At 46.0% G+C, this 24,579-nt stretch carries 26 protein-coding genes and 1 pseudogene; 18 read left to right on the top strand and 9 right to left on the bottom strand.

Features of this window, described 5'->3' with window-relative positions; translation table 11 throughout:
* The first annotated feature begins 10 nt into the window (after positions 1-10).
* The gene (locus ASG02_RS15000) at positions 11-841 is read left to right on the top strand and encodes a Cof-type HAD-IIB family hydrolase (protein ID WP_056064851.1); all 831 of its coding nucleotides are present in this window, start codon (positions 11-13) and stop codon (positions 839-841) included.
* Between the two features lie 52 nt (positions 842-893).
* On the opposite strand, the gene ung is transcribed toward ASG02_RS15000, so the two are convergent.
* Positions 894-1,553 (bottom strand): uracil-DNA glycosylase, encoded by a 660-nt coding sequence (gene ung / locus ASG02_RS14995; RefSeq protein WP_197026245.1) that lies wholly within the window; start codon positions 1,551-1,553, stop codon positions 894-896.
* An 80-nt stretch (positions 1,554-1,633) separates the two neighbouring features.
* Here ung and ASG02_RS14990 point away from each other — a divergent pair, with 80 nt between their 5' ends.
* A complete protein-coding gene (locus ASG02_RS14990; protein WP_035412042.1) occupies positions 1,634-2,359 on the top strand; it encodes a WecB/TagA/CpsF family glycosyltransferase in 726 nt (241 codons plus the stop codon).
* 56 nt (positions 2,360-2,415) lie between these two features.
* On the opposite strand, the gene ASG02_RS14985 is transcribed toward ASG02_RS14990, so the two are convergent.
* Both ASG02_RS14985 and ASG02_RS14980 read right to left on the bottom strand, forming a co-directional pair.
* On the bottom strand, positions 2,416-3,048 hold the full coding sequence (locus ASG02_RS14985; RefSeq protein WP_023469709.1) for an NAD(P)H-dependent oxidoreductase: 633 nt from the start codon (positions 3,046-3,048) through the stop codon (positions 2,416-2,418).
* A 145-nt stretch (positions 3,049-3,193) separates the two neighbouring features.
* Positions 3,194-3,652, bottom strand: a complete 459-nt coding sequence (locus tag ASG02_RS14980; RefSeq protein WP_035412039.1) for a MarR family winged helix-turn-helix transcriptional regulator — start codon at positions 3,650-3,652, stop codon at positions 3,194-3,196.
* 171 nt (positions 3,653-3,823) lie between these two features.
* Here ASG02_RS14980 and ASG02_RS14975 point away from each other — a divergent pair, with 171 nt between their 5' ends.
* Positions 3,824-4,084: a hypothetical protein gene (locus tag ASG02_RS14975; protein WP_035412036.1), complete on the top strand. Its 261-nt coding sequence runs from the start codon at positions 3,824-3,826 to the stop codon at positions 4,082-4,084.
* 14 nt (positions 4,085-4,098) lie between these two features.
* Positions 4,099-5,052: a LacI family DNA-binding transcriptional regulator gene (locus ASG02_RS14970; protein WP_035412034.1), complete on the top strand. Its 954-nt coding sequence runs from the start codon at positions 4,099-4,101 to the stop codon at positions 5,050-5,052.
* 54 nt (positions 5,053-5,106) lie between these two features.
* Here ASG02_RS14970 and ASG02_RS14965 read toward each other — a convergent pair whose 3' ends face one another.
* From ASG02_RS14965 to cbpA, 5 genes and pseudogenes are all read right to left on the bottom strand, one after another.
* The gene (locus ASG02_RS14965; RefSeq protein ID WP_056064848.1) at positions 5,107-5,760 is read right to left on the bottom strand and encodes a C40 family peptidase; all 654 of its coding nucleotides are present in this window, start codon (positions 5,758-5,760) and stop codon (positions 5,107-5,109) included.
* Positions 5,761-5,980: 220 nt separating this feature from the next.
* Positions 5,981-9,207 (bottom strand): annotated as a pseudogene (locus ASG02_RS14960) (efflux RND transporter permease subunit).
* Between the two features lie 14 nt (positions 9,208-9,221).
* Entirely contained in the window at positions 9,222-9,779 is a 558-nt protein-coding gene (locus tag ASG02_RS14955; protein ID WP_035412025.1) for a TetR/AcrR family transcriptional regulator, read from the bottom strand.
* Positions 9,780-9,949: 170 nt separating this feature from the next.
* Positions 9,950-10,720 carry a pyrroline-5-carboxylate reductase gene (locus ASG02_RS14950; protein WP_035412024.1) on the bottom strand — a complete coding sequence of 257 codons (771 nt, stop codon included), beginning with the start codon at positions 10,718-10,720 and terminating at the stop codon, positions 9,950-9,952.
* Between the two features lie 59 nt (positions 10,721-10,779).
* Entirely contained in the window at positions 10,780-11,418 is a 639-nt protein-coding gene (gene cbpA, locus ASG02_RS14945) for a cyclic di-AMP binding protein CbpA (RefSeq protein WP_035412021.1), read from the bottom strand.
* Between the two features lie 341 nt (positions 11,419-11,759).
* Between cbpA and ASG02_RS14940 the strand changes: the two genes are divergently transcribed.
* The 9 genes from ASG02_RS14940 (at position 11,760) to queF (ending at position 17,917) form a co-directional block, all read left to right on the top strand.
* A complete protein-coding gene (locus tag ASG02_RS14940) occupies positions 11,760-12,377 on the top strand; it encodes a DUF47 domain-containing protein (RefSeq protein ID WP_035412018.1) in 618 nt (205 codons plus the stop codon).
* Positions 12,378-12,393: 16 nt separating this feature from the next.
* The gene (locus ASG02_RS14935) at positions 12,394-13,398 is read left to right on the top strand and encodes an inorganic phosphate transporter (RefSeq protein WP_035412015.1); all 1,005 of its coding nucleotides are present in this window, start codon (positions 12,394-12,396) and stop codon (positions 13,396-13,398) included.
* A gap of 131 nt (positions 13,399-13,529) precedes the next feature.
* A complete protein-coding gene (gene pdxK / locus ASG02_RS14930) occupies positions 13,530-14,345 on the top strand; it encodes a pyridoxine/pyridoxal/pyridoxamine kinase (RefSeq protein WP_056064846.1) in 816 nt (271 codons plus the stop codon).
* A gap of 61 nt (positions 14,346-14,406) precedes the next feature.
* Positions 14,407-14,775 (top strand): YojF family protein, encoded by a 369-nt coding sequence (locus ASG02_RS14925; protein ID WP_056064842.1) that lies wholly within the window; start codon positions 14,407-14,409, stop codon positions 14,773-14,775.
* Positions 14,772-15,422 (top strand): bacillithiol biosynthesis deacetylase BshB2, encoded by a 651-nt coding sequence (gene bshB2 / locus ASG02_RS14920; protein ID WP_056064839.1) that lies wholly within the window; start codon positions 14,772-14,774, stop codon positions 15,420-15,422. The genes ASG02_RS14925 and bshB2 overlap by 4 nt, the downstream gene beginning before the upstream one ends.
* A gap of 171 nt (positions 15,423-15,593) precedes the next feature.
* A complete protein-coding gene (gene queC / locus ASG02_RS14915; RefSeq protein WP_023469723.1) occupies positions 15,594-16,250 on the top strand; it encodes a 7-cyano-7-deazaguanine synthase QueC in 657 nt (218 codons plus the stop codon).
* Entirely contained in the window at positions 16,247-16,702 is a 456-nt protein-coding gene (gene queD, locus ASG02_RS14910; protein WP_023469724.1) for a 6-carboxytetrahydropterin synthase QueD, read from the top strand. The genes queC and queD overlap by 4 nt, the downstream gene beginning before the upstream one ends.
* Entirely contained in the window at positions 16,699-17,415 is a 717-nt protein-coding gene (gene queE, locus ASG02_RS14905) for a 7-carboxy-7-deazaguanine synthase QueE (RefSeq protein WP_035412005.1), read from the top strand. The genes queD and queE overlap by 4 nt, the downstream gene beginning before the upstream one ends.
* A gap of 13 nt (positions 17,416-17,428) precedes the next feature.
* Positions 17,429-17,917, top strand: coding sequence for a preQ(1) synthase (gene queF / locus ASG02_RS14900; RefSeq protein ID WP_035412002.1), 489 nt, complete (start codon positions 17,429-17,431; stop codon positions 17,915-17,917).
* Between the two features lie 53 nt (positions 17,918-17,970).
* On the opposite strand, the gene ASG02_RS14895 is transcribed toward queF, so the two are convergent.
* Positions 17,971-18,258, bottom strand: coding sequence for a helix-turn-helix domain-containing protein (locus tag ASG02_RS14895; protein WP_056064836.1), 288 nt, complete (start codon positions 18,256-18,258; stop codon positions 17,971-17,973).
* Between the two features lie 260 nt (positions 18,259-18,518).
* Between ASG02_RS14895 and ASG02_RS14890 the strand changes: the two genes are divergently transcribed.
* The 5 genes from ASG02_RS14890 to ASG02_RS14870 all read left to right on the top strand — a co-directional run bounded on the left by ASG02_RS14890 (position 18,519) and on the right by ASG02_RS14870 (position 24,544).
* Positions 18,519-20,180, top strand: coding sequence for a PTS transporter subunit IIBC (locus tag ASG02_RS14890; protein ID WP_056064873.1), 1,662 nt, complete (start codon positions 18,519-18,521; stop codon positions 20,178-20,180).
* An 86-nt stretch (positions 20,181-20,266) separates the two neighbouring features.
* On the top strand, positions 20,267-21,070 hold the full coding sequence (locus ASG02_RS14885) for an endonuclease/exonuclease/phosphatase family protein (RefSeq protein ID WP_035411996.1): 804 nt from the start codon (positions 20,267-20,269) through the stop codon (positions 21,068-21,070).
* Between the two features lie 171 nt (positions 21,071-21,241).
* Positions 21,242-22,654 (top strand): sucrose-specific PTS transporter subunit IIBC, encoded by a 1,413-nt coding sequence (locus ASG02_RS14880; protein ID WP_056064833.1) that lies wholly within the window; start codon positions 21,242-21,244, stop codon positions 22,652-22,654.
* A 110-nt stretch (positions 22,655-22,764) separates the two neighbouring features.
* The gene (locus ASG02_RS14875) at positions 22,765-23,622 is read left to right on the top strand and encodes a PRD domain-containing protein (RefSeq protein ID WP_069201508.1); all 858 of its coding nucleotides are present in this window, start codon (positions 22,765-22,767) and stop codon (positions 23,620-23,622) included.
* Entirely contained in the window at positions 23,609-24,544 is a 936-nt protein-coding gene (locus tag ASG02_RS14870) for a carbohydrate kinase (RefSeq protein ID WP_056064831.1), read from the top strand. The genes ASG02_RS14875 and ASG02_RS14870 overlap by 14 nt, the downstream gene beginning before the upstream one ends.
* Positions 24,545-24,579 lie beyond the last annotated feature (35 nt).

Raw genomic sequence — 24,579 nt, 5'->3', positions numbered from 1 at the left:
GTTTGAATGTATGACGTACAAAATGATTGTTCTCGATTTAGATGATACCTTGTTGACAAGTGATCATACGATTTCACCACGTACGAAAGAAGCCTTACTTGCTGCGCAACGTCGCGGGAAGAAAGTCGTTCTTGCAAGCGGTCGTCCGACATATGCGATGCTTGATCTTGCAGAAGAACTAGAACTCGCACGATACGGAAGCTACATCCTGAGCTTCAACGGAGCTTCGATCATCGATTGCAAAACGAACGAATCACTTTTCCTCAGTACCCTCTCTCCGGAGACGGTCCATCGTCTTTATGATGTAAGTAAACGGGAGGATGTCTACATTCACACGTATGTCGGACATGAGATTCTGACAGAACAGCCGAATGAGTATACGACACTCGAAGGACAATTGACTGGTATGGACATCATTCCCGTCGCTGATTTTAAAACAGCGATTCAAACACCTGTCGTCAAGTGCTTAATGATGGCAGAAGAGACACACCTCGCGCGGGTCGAGCAGACGCTTCAACAAGAGCTTGCAGGGGAACTCGCGGTTGCTCGCTCAAAGCCATTTTTCCTTGAATTCACGGAAGACGGTGTCACAAAAGGCACAAGCCTTGCCTTACTGTCTGAGAAGCTTGGTATCGCTCAGGAAGAAGTCATTGCTTGTGGAGACGGCAACAACGATCTATCGATGATCGAATGGGCAGGTCTTGGCGTCGCGATGTCGAATGCAGCCGATACCGTTAAAGAAAAAGCTCAGTATATGACTGCTTCAAACGATGAAGATGGTGTCGCCCTCGTCGTCGAAAAGTTCATGATGGATGAAGAACCGACTATCTCAAGTCACTGAGTAACTCAAAAAAGCGTGTGTTCCGCATTCAACGGAACACACGCTTTTGATTTTACGATAAACACCAGTCAATTGGTTCTCTTCCCTGCTCTTTCAGCCAAGCATTCGTTTGCGAATAAGGTTTGCTACCGAAAAATCCTCGGCTCGCTGATAAAGGACTTGGATGAACGGCTTCGAGAACAAGATGACGATTCGTATCAATCAGCACCTTTTTACTCTTCGCGTGATTTCCCCATAGGATGAACACGATCGGTTGTGTCTGTGTTCCTAGGACTTCAATGACCCGATCCGTGAATGATGCCCAGCCTTTTTTAGCATGCGATCCCGCTTTTCCTTCTTCAACCGTGAGCGACGTATTCAGTAAAAAGACACCTTGTCGTGACCAAGCTTCGAGATTTCCGGATGTAGGAGCCGGACAACCGATATCCGCGACGAGTTCCTTATACATGTTTCGAAGGGACGGCGGGATCGGAACTCCGTCATGGACAGAAAAGCTGAGTCCGTTCGCTTGTCGTGGACCATGGTAGGGATCTTGTCCTAAAATGACGCACCGGACGTCTTCCGGTGCGACCGCATCAAACGCATGAAAGATCCGCTCTTTCGGAGGATAGACGGTCGTCGTTTGATAGGCTTCCTTCAAAAAAGCCCACAACTCCTGAAAATAAGGTTTTTCCTTTTCTTCTTTTAACACCGTTTGCCAAGATGGATGCACATGGATCCGCTCCTTTTTCAGTCTCAAGTCGCTGTTCGTACGTCTTGATTCTGCTATGATGGATGATGAGGTGGGAAACTATGATTCAGACAAAACAATTATTTGGACTACCATTCGTCGATGCGACACCTTCGCAATGGTATACCCATATTAAAACAATCTTACACGACCGCGGAAAAGCCTTTCTTGTCACGGCGAATCCTGAGCTCGTGTTGCGTGCATTGCGCGAACCTTCTTACGAAGCCATTTTACGGCAGGCGACGTTTATCACACCAGATGGAATTGGTGTGACCGCTGCCAGTAAACGAATGGGAGCGCCCCTCACTGCGACATTGCCAGGGATCGAGACGGCACGTGAACTATTGCGGACGGCAGATGCACTGAAGAAGCGTGTCTTTTTGCTTGGTGGACGCCCGGAAGTTATGAAATCGTTGATCCATCAGTTATCGATTCGTTTTCCGAACATCCGCTTCGTCGGAACGTTTCACGGTTTTGGAAAGACAGAGGAAGCAACGCAAGCGATCGCAGAAGCACAAGCTGATCTTATCCTCGTCGCACTCGGTGCGCCAAAACAGGAGGAATGGATCGCTTCTGTTTATGATCAAGTCGATCACGGCATCTTCATCGGTGTCGGTGGTGCATTCGATGTCTGGTCCGGACATAGTAAGCGTGCTCCAAAATTATTCCGTCGCCTCAAGCTAGAGTGGCTCTATCGTATCTCGACGCATCCCCGCGGCTTTGAGAAATTAAAAGATTTGTTGCTCTTCCTGACGCTTGTGCTTCGCAAAAAATCAACGCTCTCTTAACTCAATACAAATACAAAAAGGCTCCCGACACGGCGGGAGCCTTTTTTACGCTTATCTTATGCGTTGACAGTCGAGAATGAACGACCGAGTTCTTTCGCTTTTGCGATTGCTGCTTCTTTGATTTCTTCTGCTTTTTCTGGGTTCATCGCCATACCTTCGATGAAGAGGGCATCGTAGTCTGTTACACCAGTGAAAGCAAGTGCTTGACGGAGGTAGTCATCACCGAAGTTAAGACCAGATCCTGTGTACACGCCACCTGTCGCTTGGATGTGGAGTGCTTTTTTGCCTTCCATCAAACCTTTAGGACCTTCTGCAGTGTAAGCGAATGTTTTACCTGCAAGAAGTACGCTGTCGATGTACATTTTGAGACGTGCTGGGAAAGAGAAGTTCCACATTGGTGTGACGAAGACATACTCATCTGCTTCCATGTATTGTTCGAGATGTTTTGTCATCGTACCAACTTTTGCGATCTCCACTTCTGTTAATTCTTCGCCTGTTGCGAATTTGCCCCATGCGCTTAACACGTCTGTGTCGATTTCTTGGACTGTTTCGTTATATAGGTCAAGAACTTCTACTTCAGCTGAAGGATTCGCTGCTTTGTAGCTTTCGAGGAATGCTTCACCGACTTGAAGGCTGAAAGAGTGTTCTGTAGCTTTTGGGTTAACAGTTACATAAAGTAATTTAGTCATTATTATTTCTCCCTTTTATTTAAAGTAAATTCTGTAACTAAACATACCAACCGCCTTTTCGTTTGTCAATTAGTTTGACTTCTGATTGTAGAAAAAAAGCTCAAGTCCGTGACTTGAGCTTTTTCCATCATATGAGTGCTAATCCTTATGCATTTTCGAGCGGCGTATAATGTTCGGCTCGTAAACCGATTCGTTTCAATTGATCAATCAACTGTTCCTTTTCCGACACTGACAAATCCTTGAACAAGTCTGCTAAAAAGGCTTCATGCTTCGGGAATGTCTCTTCCATCAGTTCGCGTCCAGCTTCCGTTAATGTTCCAAACGTGACACGACGATCCGTCGCACATGATTTTCGCGCAATCAATCCACGCTTTTCGAGTTTATCGACGACATACGTCACACTGCCGCTCGTTAACAGAATTTTATCGCCAATCTGTTGTAAAGGCGTATCCCCTTTGTGGTAAAGCAATTCCAGGACTCCGAATTCCGATAAATTCAACTGATGTGTTTTGATGTCTGCCTTTACTTGCTCCGTCACCGCATGCATCGTCCGAGATAGAACAACGAGCATTTTTAATGCCAGCTTCGAGTCTGTCGATTCCATTTTACGTTCGCCCCTCTTTGTGTTGTATCGTCACAATCATAGACTTCTTTGTCTACTCGGTCAATTCTTGCTGAATTTTCTCAATCAATCCATTGCTCAAAAATAGTTCTTGCCGTGAAACGCGTTTCATACCCTATCGTCTTGATATACACTAAAAAGGAGGTAATCATCATGTCGATCCATACTCGGTTAACCCAGCTATTCAAGCGGAATGTTGCTTTTGAATGGGCGATTGAACAATTGCACACACCAGCAGGCTATTATTTGTGTCAACACACGTTGGTTGATCAATATCCTGATTTGTCTCCTCAAGAAAAAACACGACTGCTCTCAAAAATCAATGAATTGGCTGAACAGACATCTCCATTCTCGGCTCCCGTCTCCCGACAGGATTGGCGCCGACTTGAACAACGATTATCTCGCCAGACCTAAAGGAGGGATGCGCGATGACGAACATCCGAGACTTGGCACGTGAAGCAAACGTGTCCGTCACGACAGTCTCACGTGTACTAAATGATCACCCATACGTGGCGAACGAGAAGCGACAAGCTGTCCGAGAAGCGATAGTAAAACTTGGCTATATCCGTAATCAAACCGCTGTCCATCTTTCGACGGGCATGACGAAGACGGTCGGTGTCATGCTCCCATTCGTTGATCATCCATATCACGCCGCCATTCTCCAAGGCATCGCACAAGCGGCTTTTGACGCCAGTTATCGTTTCTTGACATGGCAAACGAATTATGTGGAAACGCATGAGCAACTCGCTCTTGATGCGCTAGCGCAACAGGAGATCGACGCACTCATCGTCGTGTCGCACAGCCTTCCGTTATCAGCGATTTTACCGTACGAACGCTATGGACCGATTGTCTTTTGTGAACACCACGAAGACGTCGCTGCTGTCTATATCGATCACTATACGGCCTTTCAACAGGGACTTGCACATCTACGACAACAAGGACATACAAGCATTGGTATTTGTCTCTGGCGCCCCGACAGTACGAATAGTTTGGCGCGTAAACATGCGTATCAAGAAGTTGTCAGTGACGCGTTCGTCTATGAACAGACCTTGACGATCGAAGATGGTGCGAACGTCGCAAGGCGCTGGATGCAACAGAAACAACGACCGAGCGCCATCTTGACTGCCAGTGATCACGTTGCCGCGGGACTGATCTTGGAACTACGAAAACAAGGCTATCAGGTCCCGGGAGATCTCTCTGTCATTGGCTTTGATGGAAGTGAACTCGCTGAAGTCTTATCGATGACAACGATCGCGATTCCGTATGCCACGATCGGACGACATGCTTTTCAGCTAACAGTTCGAAACGATATGAATATTCGTCCGCAAATCGAAGTACCGTCAACGTTCATTGCTGGAACGACCGTTCTTCCTTATACCTGAATCCATATAAAAAAGCGACGAGTTCATCGATTTGAATTCGTCGCTTCATTTCGTTTAAAGTGCCCCTGCTGCTACATACCGTGATCCCCAGTAGCCTCCACGGAACGATTCTTTGACAACTCTTCCATAATACGAGTTCGCATTGATCATCGTACTCCCATCGACAGCGATCCCAACGTGCTGAATGCCACTACCGTGTGTAAAGAAGACGAAATCTCCGGCGCCAGGAGCTGTACGTTTCGTCGATGAATACTGAGCAGCTGCTGTGCGCGGAAGTGATTTTCCTAGTGCTTGATAGACGTAACGTGTAAATCCAGAGCAATCGAAGCTAACTGGTCCTGTCGCGCCAAAAACATAAGGACGTCCTTTAAGACCTTCCGCTACCGATACGATTGTTGACCCTGTTTTGCTCAATCCTTTTGTTGCTTTTGCATTGTATGCTTTCGTATACATCGAAGCGATATACGCTGTTTTTCCTTGATGACGAATTTGGTACCAATCTTTCACTTTTCCGCTCACTTCCACGGACTGTCCAAGTTTCAATTGACCGACTCGCTTACTCGATGCTGTCGCTTTCGCTCGGATATTTAACACATCCACGGAGATCGTGACTTTCTTACTCGTTGCGGCTTGTGTTGATGACGGAACGAGTGTCCAGCTACTGATTAGTAACGTTAAGGTTAGCAAAACGCGAGTGACAGTTTTCATCGATTCATTCTCCTCTTATGTATGAGTATAATATGCACTTGAATTGTCAGATAATTTCTGTTTTTATCCTATCACGTTCCAGATTTTCATCATGTTACAATTATTTAACGCGAATTCTTTCTTGTAATACTTTTGTAACAAAACAAAAAAACAGATATGCTGAATGGCTTATTCTCGCCATTTCTGCATATCTGTCCGTTTTAGTGATTTAATCGTTTTTTCAAGAATCAATTGACTTCTTTTTTCGGAAACGTGCTAAGAATTCGTACACGATTGGAACGATAAGAAGTGTCAACAATGTCGAACTTGTAAGTCCACCGATGACCGTCACGCCTAATCCTTTTGAAATTAATGCGCCACCTTCGAGTCCAAGGGCGAGTGGTGCAAGGGCACCGATCGTCGCAAGGGCTGTCATCAAGATTGGACGTAAACGTGTACCTGCTGCATCGAGTAGTGCTTGACGCGTCGATAAACCTTCTGCTTCTTTATGAATGACACGGTCGATCAAGACGATCGCATTTGTCACGACGATCCCAATCAACATCAAGGCACCGATTAAGGACGATACAGAAATCGTCTCGCCTGTAATCAGAAGTGCAACGAGCCCACCGATGATTGCGAATGGAAGTGAGAACAAGATGACGAGTGGCGTCAATGCTCCTCCGAACGTAATGACAAGGACGAGATAGACGATGGCTACAGCTGCTGCCATTGCTAGACCGAGTTGTGTGAATGATTCTTGGATCTGTTCAGTAACTCCGCCTTGCTCATATGAGACACCCGTTGGACGATCGATATTCTTGACGGATTTTTCAATCGCTTGAGAAGCTTCTGTTGCTTTATCCGTTTTCAGTTCTGCTGTCACAGTAGCAACGAGTTTTCCATCGCGTTCGTTGAGTGAGTCAGGTGTCGTTCCTTTTTTCACTTCAACAAAATCGGACAGTTTACGAACACCAAGTGGTGTCACGACATCTGTCTCTTCCAAGTCTCGTATCGAATCATATGTCGTTTGTTCGTTTGGAACGATGACATCGAGTTCCTTCCCATCCACCTTAATAGTAGAAAGTGGTTTTTCCTCACCTTGGACATTCGCGATACCTTGTGCGAGTTGTGCTGTTGAAACACCGAACTCAGCCGCTTTTTGCTGATCGACTTCGAACGTATACTGCGTATAAGCTTCTTTTAAATCTGTCGTTACTTTTCGAACATATTTCGTTTCGCCTTCGATCGCATCGACGAATTTCGGTGTAACTTTTTCTAAATCTTCAATGTTATTCGCGAAGATCGAGTACGAGACACCTGACGACGCAGCTCCACCACTAAAGTCTTGCTCTTTCCATTCTCCTGTCGGAATGTCGGCATTCAACTGCTTGATTGCTGTCTGTTTAACATCTGCGAAATCTTCTGTGTCTGGATCATACTGGACGATGAAGACACCTTGTTTTGTATTCCCTGGGTTCAATGGATTTTCTCCACCGACGGTAAACTGAAGATTGTCGATATTTTTTTGTTTGTTGAAATAATCTTCTGCTTGATCAGCTGCTTTTAACGAATCATCCAACGTTTGTCCTGGTTTTGGATTGTACGTGACATATAGTGTTTTTTCTCCTTCTTGATTCAAGAAGTTGACACCAATTGTTGGTACAAGTGCAAAACTTCCGATCAATAGTAGGACGGATAGTCCAAAGACGATGAATTTATGGTTCAACGACCAATTCAGCATACGACGATAACCGTTCGCTAACTTCCCACCTTCTTCTTTTTCTGGTTTTGGTGCCTTACCGCGCTTAAAGAGCGAGTCCGCAAACATCGGAACGACCGTGACCGCTACGATCAAGGACGCAAATAGTGCAAAGACGACTGTCAATGCGAACGGTAAGAAGAGTTCTCCGACGAATCCCGTAACAAATCCGAGCGGTAAGAATACAGCAATCGTAACGACCGTTGACGATGCGATTGGAATGAATACTTCTCGTGTTGCACTGATGATCAGTTCTTTTCCTTTTAACTTTTCTGTCGGATCCGTCAAACGACGGTAAATATTTTCGATGACGACGATGGAATCATCAACGACTCGACCAATTGCGACCGTCATTGCCCCAAGCGTCATGATATTTAAAGAAATATCCATCTGCTTCAGCACAAGAATCGCCATCAGAAGAGATAGTGGAATCGAAATGACTGCGATGATCGTTGATTTGATGTTTCGAAGGAACAGCAAAATGATGACGATGGCAAATAATGCACCAATCAGTGCCTTACTAATCATCGTTGAAACGGATTCCTCGATTGGTTTTCCTTGATCAAGTGTCACAGATGCATTGACCGAACCGTTTTCTTTTTCAAAGTCTTTAATCGTCTGCTTGACGCCATTGACGACATCAACCGTATTTGCGTCCTGCGATTTCGTCACTTGAACACCGATCGATCTTTCGCCATTCGAACGAGAAATCGATTCTTCAATCCCTTTGTCTTCAATCGTCGCGACTTGCGACAACGTGACAGTTGGTACTTGTGTTGGTACTTGTGTTGGTGCTTGAGTTGCTTGTCCCGACGTAGCACCTGTCAACGGTGTCGTTTGGGATGCCCTGCTTGCCCTGCTTGCCCTGCTTGCCCTGCTTGCCCTGCTTGCCCTGCTTGCCCTGCTTGCCCTGCTTGCCCTGCTTGCCCTGCTTGCCCTGCTTCAGGAGTATTCGCTTCTGGCGGTGTATATGGAAGACGAAGATCTTTTAATTCTTTGACCGTCGTTGCTTTTCCATCTAGTACAACTGCCTGTTCTTTATCTCCTAGCTCGTACAAACCAAGCGCTAAACGTGAATCATTAGCTTGAATTAATTGTTTCGCATTCTCTTCTGTTAAACCGTAACGTTCGAGTTTTTTCTCATCAAATTGAATCTCAATTCGACGAATTTCTTGACCTGCAACTTGAACCGTTTGAGCACCTTCGATTCCCTCAAGCTTCGGTTGAAGTTCGTTTTCGACGAGTTTCGTCAACTCAGACAGAGAGCGTTCCTTGTCTGAGACAGCGAATCCGATGACTGGAAATGCATCAAAGGAAATCCGTGATACTTGTGGCTCTTGGACACCTTCTGGTAGTTCTACGTTTGAAAGAGCTTCTTTTACCTTTTGCTCTGCTTCTTCCATGTCTGTACTGAAGTTGTAGTCAATTTGTAAGTTCGATGCATTTTGGAAGGACGTCGAACGTACAGTATCGACACCTGGTAAATTTTCGACCTTACTTTCAAGTTCTCGACTGACTTCATCTAAAACCTGTTCTGGTGTAGCACCCGGATAAATCGTCGTCACGGACACGGTTGGTGTCGTGATGTCTGGCAATGTCTCAAGCTTCATCGATGTTCCCGCATAAATACCGGCAACTGTGATGATGATCGTCATAAGCCAGAGGGCAAACTTATTGTTCACCGAAAACTGGATGATCTTTTTCATCGTATGGTTCTCCTTCACTCTTCAATTTGCTTGTCTAATTGTCGTGCACGTTCTATTAATTGCTGAATCAATCGTTGTCGGATAGTCGGAGAAGGTGCACCGAACTGAAAATGCTCCGACAGTTTCAAACCGTCTAATGTAAAACGAATCGATAACACCTCAACCGGATCCATCTGTTCTGTCAGTTGGCGGAAGAAATGCTCAACTTGTCGCTTTCGTTCCTCGACGAACGTCGCGTGATCCTTTAACAAGGACAATAAGTAAAGAAGCGCATCCATGTCGAGGTGGAATTCCTCTTGCTGCTGGATTTGCAACGTCACGAACGCTTCCATCGGTCCCATCGTCAACTGATGCTGTTCGTACAGTTCAAATTGACGTGCTTCTTGCGCTTCGATGACTCCCATCAGCAACGCTTCTTTCGAAGCAAAATGATACAATAGTCCACCTTTCGAGACATTTGCCTGTTTCGCGACTTCATCGAGCGTTAGCTGAGTAAAGCCTTGTTGCAATATGATCGCTGTCGTTGCTTCAAGAATCCGGCGACGTGTCTCTTGTGCTTTTGCACTAGCCAAAAGCCTCCCCCTTTTCCTATCTATTTTACTGTACCGTCTGGACGGTTTCTTTTTATAGTGTACGGATTCTCATTTCGAGATGCAATCGCTTTGCTTATGTTTCACGTGAAACTTTCGTGAACAAAAAAAACGCTTACGCATTTTATTATACGTAAGCGTTCTGAAGTGGATTATTCGTTTGCTTCACGTGCACTCTCTCGTAGCGCCGCTTGCATCGTTTCGAACAGGTGACGCTCCCGTAACACTTGGACACCACGATCCGTCGGTCCACCAGGTGCTGCAACGTCAGCAATGAGACGATCTGTGCTCTCATTAGAACGCATGAGAATTTCAGCTGAACCTTTCATCGCTTGAGCAACGATTCGACGTGCATTTCCCTCTTCAAAACCGGCATCCGTCAAAACTGGTACCATACCAGCTACGATTTCATAGAAGAATGCTGGACTACATCCAGCTGCCGCCATGAACGCTGGCATCGTTGTTTCATTTGCCTCCGCGATTTCTCCGACACGTTCAAATAATGCCTCGACTACACTTCGGATCTCTTCGTTCACGCGTGAGCCGAACCATAGTCCAGTCATTCCTAATCGATGGGCAACGGGTGTATTCGGCATGACAGCAACTGTCGGACGTTCCGTTAACCGTTCGATTTCGTCCGGTGTAATATGAGCCGCAATCGAAACGATCGTTTGATGCGTCCATTGTTGGTTTGCTACGTAGGCAAGTACACCATCGGGTTGCATGCCAAGCATGACGACATCATATAAGGAGACATCTTCTTGCTCGACTGTTTGAATGCCGTGTCGCGCCGCGACTTCCGTCAAGCGTGCTCCACCACTGCGATTCGTCATCGTAATGTCCTCACGCTTAAATCCAGAAGCGACCCACCCTTGAACGAGCGCCTCACTCATCGCACCTGCTCCTACTACTAATAGTTTCATCGTCTATCCTTCCTTTCCCTCAAAAAAAGACCAGTCATGACTGGTCTTATGCGGGTCCATTATACACGAACAGCTAAATCTTCAACAGCGACGACACGAAGACCCTTGTCGTCAAGTTTCTTCACGATTTTTTTCTTCGTCTTCTCGTCACAATCCGTTGGTAACGTAATTAATACGCGACGCATGACACTACTCTTTGCATCGAGAGTCATCAGACTCGCCACCGTTGAATATTTGTTAACGATCTTCGAAATTTTCTCGAGCGCCCCTTTTTGTTCACTTAAGGCTACCGTTAAGACGTAACTTCCCGAATCACGATTCCACGCTTCCTCAAGCATTCCAAGCATCTTCCCGTGCGGTAAGATACCGAAGAAATGACCGTCGTCATTTAAGACCGCAATATACGGTAATTCCTTAATTGAGAAGAAGACTTCAAAGAAATTACTTCCTGTATAGATGTATTTGGATGTATTCTTAATCAGCGACATGACATTGTCGTCTAAACTGCCACCATTCATCCCATGACGATAAATGTGCATCTTATAGATATTCCCCTTGAAATCCTGTCCTGTCTGACTAAGAACCGGGACACATCGGTATCCGGTTTTTTCAAGCGTGTCAAGCGCTTCACGGATCGTCGCTGTTTCGGAAATCGTGACACATTGGTGCTTCGGGATACATAAACTTTGAACGAGCATAATAAAATCCTCCTCTTTTACCTAATTACGCAGACTTAATCATATCATTCGATTTTCATACGCCATATCCTCTTTTCCCACTTCTGATGCGCTTTTATTCTTACAATCACAAGACATTCGCTTGTAATCACAACGCAATCCAACCTATTTCAATTAAGTACACATGTAATCTCCTATTGTCAGATAATTTATTAAATCTACAATCACCTTCATATTAAGATTTATTAAGATTTCGTAAAGACGCTTCATAAATGTATTCTTTTACAATACCGTCTGCTACAATCGAACTCGTGAAGTTGCTTCACTATTCTATTCTTGTTCTTAATATGGAGGCAGAAGAAATGTTTAGTAAAAAACAAGATCCATTCGCAGTTAAATTATCAGAAATCGCAGGACACTTAAAAACGACTTCGCAATTCTTCGTTGACTTTAAAATCAACGGCATCGCGGATGTAAAAGAATTTGCACATAAAGTAAAAGACTTCGAAACAGCTGGGGACGATTTGATGCATCAGTTGATCATCGACTTGAACAACGCGTTCATCACGCCAATCGATCGCGAAGACTTACTCGCACTCGCTAACGCACTCGATGACGTCTTAGATGGCTTTGAAGAATGTTCTGCTATTTTCGAAATCTACAATATCGTTCAAGCAGACGAGCACATGATTAAGTTCGTTGATGAAATCAACATCGCTGTTTCAGAACTCGCAACGTCAATGGATCTTCTTGTTGCACGTAAATTGCAACCGATGCGTGAACACGTCATTAAAATCAAAGAACAAGAGACGATTTGTGACAACTTACGCCGTAAATCAATCAAAGCATTGTTCGCAACAGAAACAGATCCAATTAAAATCATTCAATACAAAGAAATCTATGAATCGCTCGAATCAATCGCGGACTACTGCCAAGACGCAGCTAACGTCATTGAAACGATCATCATGAAAAACGCTTAAGTGAGGAGCTAACGAGATGGATAGCCTGTTTATCATCACCGCCATAATCGTGATTCTCGCACTTAGCTTCGACTTCATCAACGGTTTCCACGATACAGCGAACTCAATCGCGACTGCTGTATCGACTCGCGCTTTGAAACCACGCCATGCCATCATTTTGGCTGCATCGATGAACTTCCTAGGTGCAATCACATTCACTGGAGTCGCAAAAACGATCTCTGGTGACATCGTTGACCCGTCAACACTTGAACACGGGAGCTATGTCGTCATCGCTGCCTTGATTTCAGCCATTGCTTGGAATCTCTTGACTTGGTACTTTGGTATTCCGTCAAGTTCGTCGCATACACTGATTGGTTCGATTGCTGGTGCAGCTGTTGCCTCTGTTGGATTTGGTGGCATCGAAGCAAAAGGGTTCTTGAAAATCGTTGAAGCTTTGCTGATTTCACCAGTACTCGCCTTTACACTCGGTTTCATCGTATATGCAGTCTTTAAAATCATCTTCAAAAAAGGAAATTTGGCGAAAACGAATCGTCGCTTCCGCCACGTCCAAATCGCAACTGCTGCATTACAATCGTACACACACGGTACGAATGATGCGCAAAAAGCGATGGGGATCATCACACTCGCTTTGATTTCGTCTGGTTTCCAAACGGATCACGAAGTTGCCACTTGGGTTAAACTTTCCTGTGCGATCGCAATGGGTCTCGGAACATCTGTCGGTGGATGGCGCATCATCAAAACCGTCGGTGGTCAAATTATGAAAATCCGTCCAGTCAATGGTGTAGCAGCTGACTTAACATCAGCAGCAATCATTTTTGGTGCAACGGCGATTCATCTTCCTGTTTCGACGACACACGTCATCTCATCTGCCATCTTAGGTGTAGGTACATCGCACCGTAAGAAAGGTGTCAAGTGGGGAACAGCGCAACGCATGCTTATCACATGGGTCATCACATTGCCGATTTCAATGGCTTTAGCTGCTATGATCTACTATATTCTCGACTTCTTATTCATTAAATAAGTACGCACCCCGCCTATTCAAGATAGGTGGGGTTTTGTCTACGCTAGAAGCGTCGACAGTTGTTGTTTTTCCCATAATTCGCTATCATGAAGAACAAGAAGGATTGTCTATTTCTTTAGGAGGAATGCCCCATGACAAAACGTAAAGCCTTAACGATTGCTGGTTCCGACACGAGTGGTGGAGCTGGCATTCAAGCTGATTTAAAGACGTTCCAAGAACTTGGCGTCTACGGAATGAATGCCTTGACGGTCATCGTCGCTCAAGATCCTGATCACTCTTGGCATCATGCGGTTTACCCAATCGACACAGAACTCGTCCGGACACAAATCCACACGGTCCTTGGAGGTATTGGTGTTGATGCGATGAAGACGGGAATGCTCCCGACTGTCGAAATCATTGAAGCCGTTGCCGAAAAAATCAAATCATCCGGCGTCCAAAACGTCGTCATCGATCCTGTTATGGTCTGTAAAGGCGAGGATGAGGTGCTAAACCCTGATACAGCGAACGCACTTCGTGATATCTTGACACCACTTGCGACAGTCGTCACACCGAACGTCTTTGAAGCAGGTCAATTATCGGGTCTTGGTAAAACGCCAGCAACGATAGACGAAATGAAACTTGCAGCAGCGCGGATTCATGAAAAAGGTGCGCAATACGTTCTTGTTAAAGGTGGCAGTAAGATTGACCATCCACAAGCAGTTGACGTGCTTTATGACGGAAAAGAGTTTATCCTGATTGAGGACGAACGAATCGAGACACCGTACACGCACGGTGCCGGCTGCACGTACTCTGCAGCAATCACGGCCGAACTCGCAAAAGGTGCATCGGTAGAAGCTGCTGTCCGTACAGCAAAATCTTTTATCACTTCTGCGATTCGTCATTCATTCCGTTTGAATGAATACGTCGGACCAACTGATCACGCTGCACATCGTACAGTCCAGTCTTGATCCGCTTAAGAAGTCCGCGATATCCGCGGACTTCTTTCTGTATAGGAGAGGAGAATGATTTATGCAAGCCATTGATTTACAAGAGATACAGCGTTATATCGACGAACATGCGAATACACCGTTATACGTACACGTTGAGACGACGAACGGTGCCTACGCGACGCACCAAGATCCGACCTTCCATAGCGCAGGGATGTTTTTCCGTAATGCGGAAATCACTTACGAACGTGGTTTGATCACAGGAAACGGTCCTTACCGGATCGGTTTGAAACTTGTACACGGCTGGTTATACGGTGAGGGATTAACTGATTTCGAATTTGCTGGGGATCAATTGTTGATTGCCGGTCACGATGTCGAAGGACGTCTTGCGATTGCTTTTGAACTTAGCCCGACACCATTTGCTCAAGGTGCAGAGGAGGTAGACGCATGACACACGAAGATCATTTACTCGTCGTCTTCCCTCACCCGGATGACGAAGCCTTCAGTTCTGCTGGTACGATCATCGAGCACGCAGAAAATCGTGGTCCTGTCACATATGCTTGTTTGACGCTCGGTGAGATGGGCCGTAACATGGGACGCCCTGTCTTTACGAACCGGGAACAGCTCGCAACGATTCGCAAACGTGAGTTGATCGATGCAGCTGAAAAAATGAAGATTTCGGATCTCCAAATGTGGGGACTTCGCGATAAGACCGTTGAATTCGAGGATGAAGCGGCACTTGCTGACCGTATCTTTACGTTGATTCAACAGACGCGCCCGACTCGCTTGATTTCATTTTATCCGGGTTACGCGGTCCATCCCGATCACGAAGCGACAGCTCGCGCCGTCGTTCGTGCCCTTCGGATGATGGATCCTGCCAATCGCCCTGAGTTCCTTGCGGTCGCTTTTGCGAACAATACGAAAGAAGAGCTTGGAGAAGGAACATTCATTCACGATGTCAGTGCCTATACGGATCAAAAGATCAAGGCACTCGAAGCACACGCTTCTCAAACAGGTGGTTTGATGAAAGTCATCTCGGAAGACTCGAACATCCGTGACCTGCTCGTCAAAGAACGCTATTACCACTATCCGCTGTAATTTCCTATTAAGAGATGCCGATCGTCCGAGCGACAATCAGCATCTCTTTTTTGGCCTTCATTAGAAAACGTCGACTTTTTTGATGGCTTCTGCTAGTGTGAATAGTTGAGACTACGTCTCCGGAGTTCGTAACCTCCTCCGTTATAAAAACTAGGAATGGAAGTGTACATTATGAAAAACGAACGTGCTCTTGTCGTCTTCAGTGGCGGCCAAGACTCAACGACTTGTCTGTTTCAGGCACTGAAACAGTACGAAGAAGTCGAAGTCGTGACGTTTAATTACGGACAACGTCATGCACAAGAACTCGAAGTCGCACGCGACATCGCCTCTGAGCTCGGTGTCAAACACCATGAGCTTGATCTCTCTCTTCTCAGTCAACTAACGAGTAACGCCTTGACTGACCACAGCCAAACCATCACGACGAACGAAGATGGTCTCCCTTCTACTTTTGTAGATGGACGGAACCACCTGTTTCTTTCGTTCGCAGCCGTCCTCGCGAAAGGACGCGGAATCCGTCATATCGTCACTGGCGTATGTGAAACGGACTTTTCTGGTTACCCAGACTGCCGTGATGCCTTCATCAAGTCACTGAATGTGACATTGAACCTTGCAATGGACTATCCATTCGTACTGCACACGCCACTCATGTGGCTCGACAAAAAAGAAACGTGGGCGCTTGCCGACTCGCTCGGTGCGTTTGATTTCGTTCGAAATCGCACGTTGACGTGTTACAACGGCGTCATTGGAGATGGTTGCGGCGAATGCCCGGCCTGTGAATTACGAAAAAATGGATTAGATGCATACATCAAGGAGGTTCAACACACATGACATTCAATTACGAAGCACCTGAAACGGTCGAGCGCCCGACTGGCGACTCGCTTATCTATACGAAATCCCGCGTCATGATCGTAAAAAAATTAACGTTTGACGCAGCACACCACCTATATGATTACGATGGGAAATGCCGTGCGCTTCATGGTCATACGTACCATGTCGATATGGGCATCAGTGGTTTTCTTGATCACCGCGGTATGACACTTGATTTTGGTGATCTTAAGAAAATCTTTAAAACACATCTCGAACCACTTCTCGATCACCGTTATTTAAATGAATCATTACCATACATGAATACGACAGCTGAAAACATGGCGGCGTGGATTTTTGAGACGCTCGGACAACACCTTCCAGACGAACGTGGACTTCGTGTCGAATTCGTCAAACTTTATGAGACGCCGACTGCTTTTGCTGAAGTCCGTCGTGAGTGGATGAACGAAGCATGAGTGCCTTAACGAAAACGCCAAAAATTCCGGTTCTCGAGATTTTCGGACCAACGTTCCAAGGGGAAGGACGATCAATCGGTCAAAAGACGATGTTCGTCCGAACCGGTGGCTGCGACTATTCCTGTTCATGGTGTGACTCCGCCTTCACATGGGATGGTTCTGAAAAACCTGAACTCTTGACGGCAGAGACGATCATGGAACGCCTCGATGCACTCGGCTCTTACGGACATGTCACGATTTCTGGTGGGAACCCGTTACTTCATGCTTCGATCGGTACGCTGGTTGAGGCATTAAAAGAACGAAACATCACGATGTCGGTTGAGACACAAGGTTCTTACTGGCAAAATTGGTTACTTGATATCGATGACGTCACACTCAGTCCTAAACCGCCTTCAAGTGGCATGAACATCGATTTTGATCGTTTGGATGTTTTTTTCAAGCGTCTACCAGAACAACAGCGTGCCGTTAAAATCGTCATTTTTGATGAAGCAGATCTTGATTTCGCGGCGATGATTTCAGAGCGATATGCCTTAAAAACGCTCTATCTATCACTCGGAAATCCGGATCCGCACGAAGAAGGTACGATCGCCCCACGGATGCTACACGATTTAAAAACACTTTGGGAACGCGTTGCTCGTGATGAACGTTTTAATCACGCACGTGTCCTACCACAACTACACGCCCTCGTTTTCGCGAACGATCGTGGCGTCTAAGGAGAAATGATTCATGCGCCCTGAAGATCTAAACGACTTATCGTTACTCGGCCAAAAAGCCGTTCCATACATTTTCGAATACCAACCCGAAGTTCTCGAAGCATTCCCGAACCGCCATCCGGAAAATGATTACTTCGTAAAATTCAATGCACCAGAATTTACGAGCCTTTGCCCGATTACGAATCAACCGGACTTCGCGACGATCTACATTTCGTATATCCCGGATGAAAAACTCGTCGAATCGAAATCACTTAAATTGTATCTATTCAGCTTCCGTAATCACGGTGATTTCCACGAGAACTGCATCAACGTCATCGGGAAAGATCTCGTGAAATTGATGGAACCGCGCTACCTCGAAGTGTGGGGGAAATTTACGCCACGTGGGGGAATTTCGATTGACCCGTACTACAACTACGGAAAACCTGGTACAAAATATGAACGAATGGCAGAACATCGTCTATTCAATCACGATCTCTATCCTGAGACTGTCGATAATCGTTAAACGCTCAAAAGAGGAACAGTGGACTTTTCCACCGTTCCTCTTTTTCATACCCATTAACTCGATGGGATGTCGATCAAGGTCGTACGATCGTGCTGACAGATGACTTCAGATGACCAAATATAAATATGCCGTAACAAATGATCCGAAGGAATCTGCAAAGCACGGACCAGCCGCTCAATCATCGAAAAAGACGGATTCACAATGCTATTTTCGATACATTGAATCATCTCAAGTGTCATTTTAGTCAATTCAGCTAATGTATGCTGATCTAACTGATGACGTTCTCGTAATGTACGAATCCGCTGACCGTACTGCCCGATCGGTTGAATCCATTCTTTCATCCGCCCAACATCTTTTCTTTTTTGAAACCAAACAATGTTCACTGTAGCCTTTTTCTCTTTTTTTTTTAATTTGAATACCTTTCCGAACTGTCATTTTTCCACTGAAATAAATTTCCGAATGTTTTTCTTATAAAACACTAGCTTTTTAAAAAGTTATCGCTTACAATTTTATATGCAAACGGTTGCATTAATCGCTTACATTATTGCACTGTTCTTACACAAATATTAGAGAAAAAGAGATCCAAAAGGAGTGAATGATCTTGAAAAATGCTATTTCGTTCGATTTTTGGCAAAAACTCGGTAAAGCGTTGATGGTCGTCATCGCTGTTATGCCTGCTGCAGGAATCATGATCTCGGTCGGGAAACTGATCGGCATGTACGGAGGCGACATCGTATTAATGCAAACGATTGCCCGGATCGTTGAGGATTTAGGTTGGGCTATTATTACGAATCTCCACGTCTTATTCGCTGTCGCGATTGGTGGATCGTGGGCAAAAGAACGTGCTGGTGGTGCGTTCGCAGCGTTACTCGCCTTCATTTTGATCAACCGTGTCACAGGCGCTATCTTTGGCGTCAATGCTGACATGATCGCGGACCCAAAAGCAACGGTCAATTCATTGCTTGGTTCTGAGCTCATCGTAAAAGATTATTTCACTTCAGTTTTAGGGGCACCTGCGCTTAACATGGGGGTCTTCGTCGGAATCATTTCTGGTTTCCTTGGTGCCGTTCTCTTTAATAAATTTTATAACTTCAGTAAATTGCCAGATGCGCTCGCCTTCTTTAACGGAAAACGTTTTGTTCCATTCGTCGTCATCGGTGGATCGGTTGTTGCAGCATTCGCATTGTCACTCGTTTGGCCGTTCGTCCAAGGATTGTTGAATGACTTCGGGCGCTGGATTGCCTCTTCACGTGATTCTGCACCGATCATTGCACCGTTCGTATACGGTACACTGGAACGTCTATTACTTCCGTTCGGTCTGCACCATATGTTGACTGTACCGATGAACTACACGGAATTAGGTGGAACGTACAAAATCTTGACAGGTGCTGCTCAAGGATCGACGGTTGCTGGTCAAGATCCGCTTTGGCTCGCTTGGATCACTGACCTTGTCAACTTAAAGCAAGCCGGTAACACACAAGGATACAATGACTTAATCAACAGTGTCGTTCCTGCCCGCTTCAAAGAAGGACAAGTCGTCACATCACTTGCTTCATTGATCGGTATTGCTGTCGCAATGTACATGTCAGTCGATGAAGATAAGAAAAAAGCATACAAACCGGTCTTCCTATCTGCAGGACTCGCTGTCTTCTTGACAGGTGTCACAGAGCCAATCGAGTTCATGTTCATGTTCATCGCTCCTGTTCTTTACGTCATCTATGCTGTACTAACAGGTGTTGCCTTCGCACTAGCGGATGTCATGCATCTTCGGATTCATGCGTTTGGTGCGATCGAACTTCTGACACGCATTCCATTGATTGCAAAAGCTGGTTTGATTGGTGACTTAATTCGTTTCATCGGTGTGTGTGTGTTCTTCTTCTTCTTGAACTTCTTTACTTTCCGTTTCGTCATCAAGAAGTTCAACTATGCGACACCAGGTCGTAACGGGAACTATCTGGACGATATCAACGTATCGACTACTGAAGCTTCAGATGAGGCTGCTGCGACATCCGCTCCTGCCGATGGTTCACAAGCTTCTCAAATCATTGATTTACTGGGTGGACAGCAGAACATCGAAGACGTCGATGCCTGCATGACACGTCTTCGTGTCACCGTTAAGAATCCAGCGCTTGTCGCACAAGAAGCGGACTGGAAAGCAAACGGTGCACTTGGTCTGATCCTTAAGAACAATGGCGTGCAAGCCATCTACGGTCCAAAAGCCGATATCTTAAAATCAGATATCCAAGACCGGATCGGCGCATAAACCTGCGAGATTAGGGAACTACCTAAAGGTGAAGCTCTTTCATAAGAGTTTCACCTTTCTTATTTGAAAAATCAGGAGGATCACTCATGCGTCTACTCACATTGAACTGTCATTCGTGGCAAGAAGAACAGCCACTCGAAAAATTAAAGCAGATCGTCCAACAGATCCTCGCACAAGATTATGATGTAATCGCACTGCAAGAAGTCAGTCAATTAATGGATACACCGATCGTCCATGATGAGGTGCGTAATGATAATTTTGCTTATTTAATTCAGCAAGCCTTAAAGGAACAAGGTCAAACCTACTCCCTCATCTGGGATTTTGCCCATATCGGATACGATAAATACGAAGAAGGACTCGCCTTATTGACGAAACACCCGATCTTGAAGTCAGACAGTTATTATGTCAGCCGTAGTCAGGATACACTCGATTGGAAATCACGGAAGATCGTCCGTGCCACGATCCAAGTCGACGGAACACCCATCACGTTCAATACCTGTCATCTCGGCTGGTGGGCAGATGAAGTCGAGCCGTTCCAGGAACAATTCAACCACTTGATGGCTCGGATGGATCCACTTGAATGGACGTTTTTCCTCGGGGATTTCAACAATGATGCCTTAGAACGAAATACAGGGTATGACTATATGATGCAACGAGGATTACATGACGTTTTTCTGCTTGCTAAGGAAACGGTCGGGATTGAAACGATCGATGGCAACATCGATGGATGGGAAGACAATCAACAAGGATTACGCATCGATCTTGTCTTATCGAACCGAAAGATCGATGTCGAGCGCGTCGGTGTCGTCTTCGATGGGATTCACGGACCCGTCGTTTCCGATCACTACGGGGTTGAGGTTGATATTCGGATTCAAAAAAATGAAAATTGATTGTTGACAACGCTTTCTTTTCTGCTTTATGATGAAATCAAATCAATAGTGCGGATTGTGACAGTATGGCTGGCAAGACCGAAATGACACCTTCTTAGGAGAGGTGTCGTTCGGTCTTGCCTTTTTTTTGTCTCATCTAGCGTGTTTCACGAAAAAAGGAGGACTTTTCAGATGGACTATCAACAAACTGCTAAACGTGTACTTGAACTTGTCGGTGGACGCGAGAACATCATTACTGCCGCTCACTGTGCGACACGCTTACGCCTTGTTTTACATGACGAATCAAAGGTAGATCAAGCGGCACTTGAAGATTTGGATGGTGTAAGTGGTGCCTTCTCGAGCTCTGGTCAATATCAAATCATCTTCGGGACCGGTACCGTTAATAAGGTATTCGCTGCGTTTGCACCACTCGCTGGTGTGAAAGTCGATGGAGAAGAGCCACTCGACGTTAAAAAGGCTGCATCTCAAAAATTAAACCCGTTCGCCCGTCTTGCCCGTTCCCTTTCGAACGTCTTCGTTCCACTCATTCCGGCCATTGTCGCAGCTGGTCTCTTGATGGGATTACTCGGTATGATCAAAGCATTCGGTTGGGTCGAGGGCGATTCGCCGATTGTTCAACTACTTGATATGTTCTCGTCTTCAGCCTTCATCATCTTACCGATTCTGATCGGTTTCTCGGCAGCTCGTGAATTCGGTGCAAATCCGTATCTCGGTGCCGTCATCGGGGGGATTATGACACACCCGTCCCTCTTGAATCCATGGACACTTGGGAACAGTGATCCTGAAGTCATGAAATTCCTCGGAATGAACATCGAGTTAATCGGATACCAAGGAACGGTCTTCCCGGTTCTCTTAACTGTCTGGGTCATGGCAAAGATTGAACAACAAGTCCGGAAACGAACACCTGAAACGCTCGACTTACTCGTCACACCATTCGTTACGGTCCTCGTCACTGGTTTCCTAGCATTGATCGTCATCGGTCCAATCGGAACGTTGCTCGGGAAAGGAATCTCATTCGTACTCGTCTTCTTCTACGAACAGTTCTCAGTCGTCGCTGGTCTCCTCTTTGGTGGACTTTACTCGACGATTGTCATCACTGGGATGCATCACAGTTTCCATGCAATCGAAGCAGGGTTACTTGCCGATAAAAGTATCGGAAAGAACTTCCTTTTACCGATTTGGTCGATGGCGAACGTCGCTCAAGGCGGTGCCGGACTTGCCGTCTACTTCTTGACAAAGAACGTCAAACTCAAAGCACTTGCCCTACCGTCTGCGTTCTCAGCCTTTCTCGGTATCACGGAACCTGTCATCTACGGCGTCAACTTACGTCTTGGAAAACCATTCATCGGTGGTGCAATCGGTGGTGCGATTGGTGGCGGTTATGTCGTCTTGACGCAAGTCGCGGCGAACGCCTACGGACTAACTGGAATCCCGATGATCGCGATCGTCACCCCGCTCGGTGCAACGAATTTGATCAACTACCTCGTTGGATTCGCGATTGCGGTCGTCACTGCTTTTGTTTCGACTGTCGTCTTGATGCGTCTTGATGCACGTAAACAAAAAGAAACAGACATTGCTGCTTAATCCTTCATGCGACCAAACCGGGTCCACTGACTCGGTGGTCGCATTTGTCGGTTCGCAAAGCTCTACGTTCGCTTTATAATAAAGAAAAGACTGGAAAGGAGGACGTCAGGCTGATTATTCATAAAATCCTCAACAACAATGCAGTTGTCGTTAAAGAAAATGGACAAGAACGCATCATCATGGGACCCGGTATCGCCTTTGGAAAAAAGAAAAAAGATCCGATCCAAGCGACGAAGATCGAAAAAATGTTCATCCCTTCGTTTGAAAATGCGGAACAGTTCAAAGAGATTCTGACGACGACACCACTTGAGATCATCGACTTATCCGAACGCATCATCTCGCATGCAGAAGGTGAACTTCAGACGCCGTTTCATGACTATATTCATGTCAGTCTGACGGATCACCTCGCTCATGCCGTACGGCTAGCACGTGAACAACTCGTCGTGCATAATAGACTAGCAGAAGAGATTCGTCTTTTATATGGACCAGAATATGCGATCGGAGAATGGGCAGTCCTTGAAATCGAACGCGCGTTACAGTTCACCCTCCCTAAAGAAGAAGCAGCGAACATCGCGCTTCACTTATATAATGCACGCCAGACTCATCCGAACATGGCAACTGCTTTGCAGACGGTCACGTTACTCAATGAACTGCGTGAACAGATTGAAGTCTTTTTTGGAAAAACGATCGAAACATCGTCGATGACGTACTATCGTTTCTTCACGCATATGAAATTGGTCCTCGCTCGGATCGAACAGGGAGAAACGTTACACGACATGGATGACGTAATTCTATCAGCTGTCAAAACCCGTTATGCAGACGCCTACGCCTGTGCGAATCAGATGGGAGACTGGCTGGCAGTCGAACTCGATACGCGTGTCCCTGAATCAGAAATTGGTTATATGGCTTTACACATTGAACGGATTCGTCCCGACCTTGAAAGGAGTTCTACGTATGAAAATCTTTAGTTTAGGGGAAGCACTGATTGATTTGATTCCTCTTGATGCCGAGAACATGACATTTCAAAAAAATCCTGGGGGTGCTCCTGCCAATGTCTCCGTCGGACTCGCTCGATTAGGCGCAGACAGTTATTTTCTTGGAGCGGTCGGAGATGATTCGATGGGCCACTTCTTGAAAGATACGTTACATCACTATGGCGTCCGCACGGATTACCTCATCCATGATTCAACACAAAAGACAGGTCTTGTCCTCGTCACGAATGGGCAGGATGGCGAGCGGTCATTTGAGTTCATCAATGCGGAACGCGCTGATATGCATTTTCACGAAACACATGTACCAGAGGACTTCGAGTCTGTCGATTTATTACACATCGGCTCTATCTCTTTGATCACTGGTGAAGCCGTAAACGCTACACGAACAGCTATCGCTCGTGCGAAAGAACACCAAGTGCCTGTCTCGTATGATCCGAACTTGCGTGAATCGTTATGGCCAAATCTCGATGAAGCACGGACGACGATCCGGTCCGTCCTACCGGATGCACAAATCGTCAAACTCGCCGAGGAAGAGTTAACGTTTTTAACAGGACAAACAGACCTTGATGACGGGGCTGCCGAATTGTTAGCTGAATACCCGATCCGTCTTCTCGCTATCACGCGTGGAAGTGAAGGGTCGATTCTGTATACGGATCACGCGATGGCTGTCATCGATGCGATTACGGTCGACGCGATTGATACGACAGGAGCTGGGGATGCTTTCATGTCCGGGTTACTCTATCAGTGTGCGTTACGTGATTTTTCATTCGCTTGGTCAGCAGATGAACTTCATGATATCGGACGATTCGCAGCGATTTCAGGTGGGCTTGCTGCTTCCGTCAAAGGTGCAATGGCTGCCTTGCCAACACTTGATGAAGTCGCTCATCGCTTGAGTTAAATCCGTAAAAAAAGACGGAGAGATTCCGGACGCAG

Source organism: Exiguobacterium sp. Leaf196 (assembly GCF_001423965.1).
In the GTDB taxonomy this organism is placed as follows: Bacteria; Bacillota; Bacilli; order Exiguobacteriales; family Exiguobacteriaceae; genus Exiguobacterium_A.
Note: the sequence above shows the minus strand (reverse complement) of the source record. Positions and strands in the feature narration are given on the sequence as shown.

Coding starts and splice junctions, on each gene's coding strand:
- ASG02_RS14885 (WP_035411996.1), top strand. CDS start 20,267: ATGCGTCTACTCACATTGAACTGTCATTCGTGGCAAGAAGAACAGCCA.
- ASG02_RS15000 (WP_056064851.1), top strand. CDS start 11: ATGACGTACAAAATGATTGTTCTCGATTTAGATGATACCTTGTTGACA.
- ASG02_RS14985 (WP_023469709.1), bottom strand. CDS start 3,048: ATGACTAAATTACTTTATGTAACTGTTAACCCAAAAGCTACAGAACAC.
- queC (WP_023469723.1), top strand. CDS start 15,594: ATGAAAAACGAACGTGCTCTTGTCGTCTTCAGTGGCGGCCAAGACTCA.
- queD (WP_023469724.1), top strand. CDS start 16,247: ATGACATTCAATTACGAAGCACCTGAAACGGTCGAGCGCCCGACTGGC.
- queE (WP_035412005.1), top strand. CDS start 16,699: ATGAGTGCCTTAACGAAAACGCCAAAAATTCCGGTTCTCGAGATTTTC.
- ASG02_RS14965 (WP_056064848.1), bottom strand. CDS start 5,760: ATGAAAACTGTCACTCGCGTTTTGCTAACCTTAACGTTACTAATCAGT.
- queF (WP_035412002.1), top strand. CDS start 17,429: ATGCGCCCTGAAGATCTAAACGACTTATCGTTACTCGGCCAAAAAGCC.
- ASG02_RS14940 (WP_035412018.1), top strand. CDS start 11,760: ATGTTTAGTAAAAAACAAGATCCATTCGCAGTTAAATTATCAGAAATC.
- ASG02_RS14970 (WP_035412034.1), top strand. CDS start 4,099: ATGACGAACATCCGAGACTTGGCACGTGAAGCAAACGTGTCCGTCACG.
- ASG02_RS14975 (WP_035412036.1), top strand. CDS start 3,824: ATGTCGATCCATACTCGGTTAACCCAGCTATTCAAGCGGAATGTTGCT.
- ASG02_RS14990 (WP_035412042.1), top strand. CDS start 1,634: ATGATTCAGACAAAACAATTATTTGGACTACCATTCGTCGATGCGACA.
- ASG02_RS14895 (WP_056064836.1), bottom strand. CDS start 18,258: ATGAAAGAATGGATTCAACCGATCGGGCAGTACGGTCAGCGGATTCGT.
- cbpA (WP_035412021.1), bottom strand. CDS start 11,418: ATGCTCGTTCAAAGTTTATGTATCCCGAAGCACCAATGTGTCACGATT.
- ASG02_RS14870 (WP_056064831.1), top strand. CDS start 23,609: ATGAAAATCTTTAGTTTAGGGGAAGCACTGATTGATTTGATTCCTCTT.
- ASG02_RS14935 (WP_035412015.1), top strand. CDS start 12,394: ATGGATAGCCTGTTTATCATCACCGCCATAATCGTGATTCTCGCACTT.
- ASG02_RS14950 (WP_035412024.1), bottom strand. CDS start 10,720: ATGAAACTATTAGTAGTAGGAGCAGGTGCGATGAGTGAGGCGCTCGTT.
- bshB2 (WP_056064839.1), top strand. CDS start 14,772: ATGACACACGAAGATCATTTACTCGTCGTCTTCCCTCACCCGGATGAC.
- ASG02_RS14980 (WP_035412039.1), bottom strand. CDS start 3,652: ATGGAATCGACAGACTCGAAGCTGGCATTAAAAATGCTCGTTGTTCTA.
- ASG02_RS14925 (WP_056064842.1), top strand. CDS start 14,407: ATGCAAGCCATTGATTTACAAGAGATACAGCGTTATATCGACGAACAT.
- ASG02_RS14880 (WP_056064833.1), top strand. CDS start 21,242: ATGGACTATCAACAAACTGCTAAACGTGTACTTGAACTTGTCGGTGGA.
- pdxK (WP_056064846.1), top strand. CDS start 13,530: ATGACAAAACGTAAAGCCTTAACGATTGCTGGTTCCGACACGAGTGGT.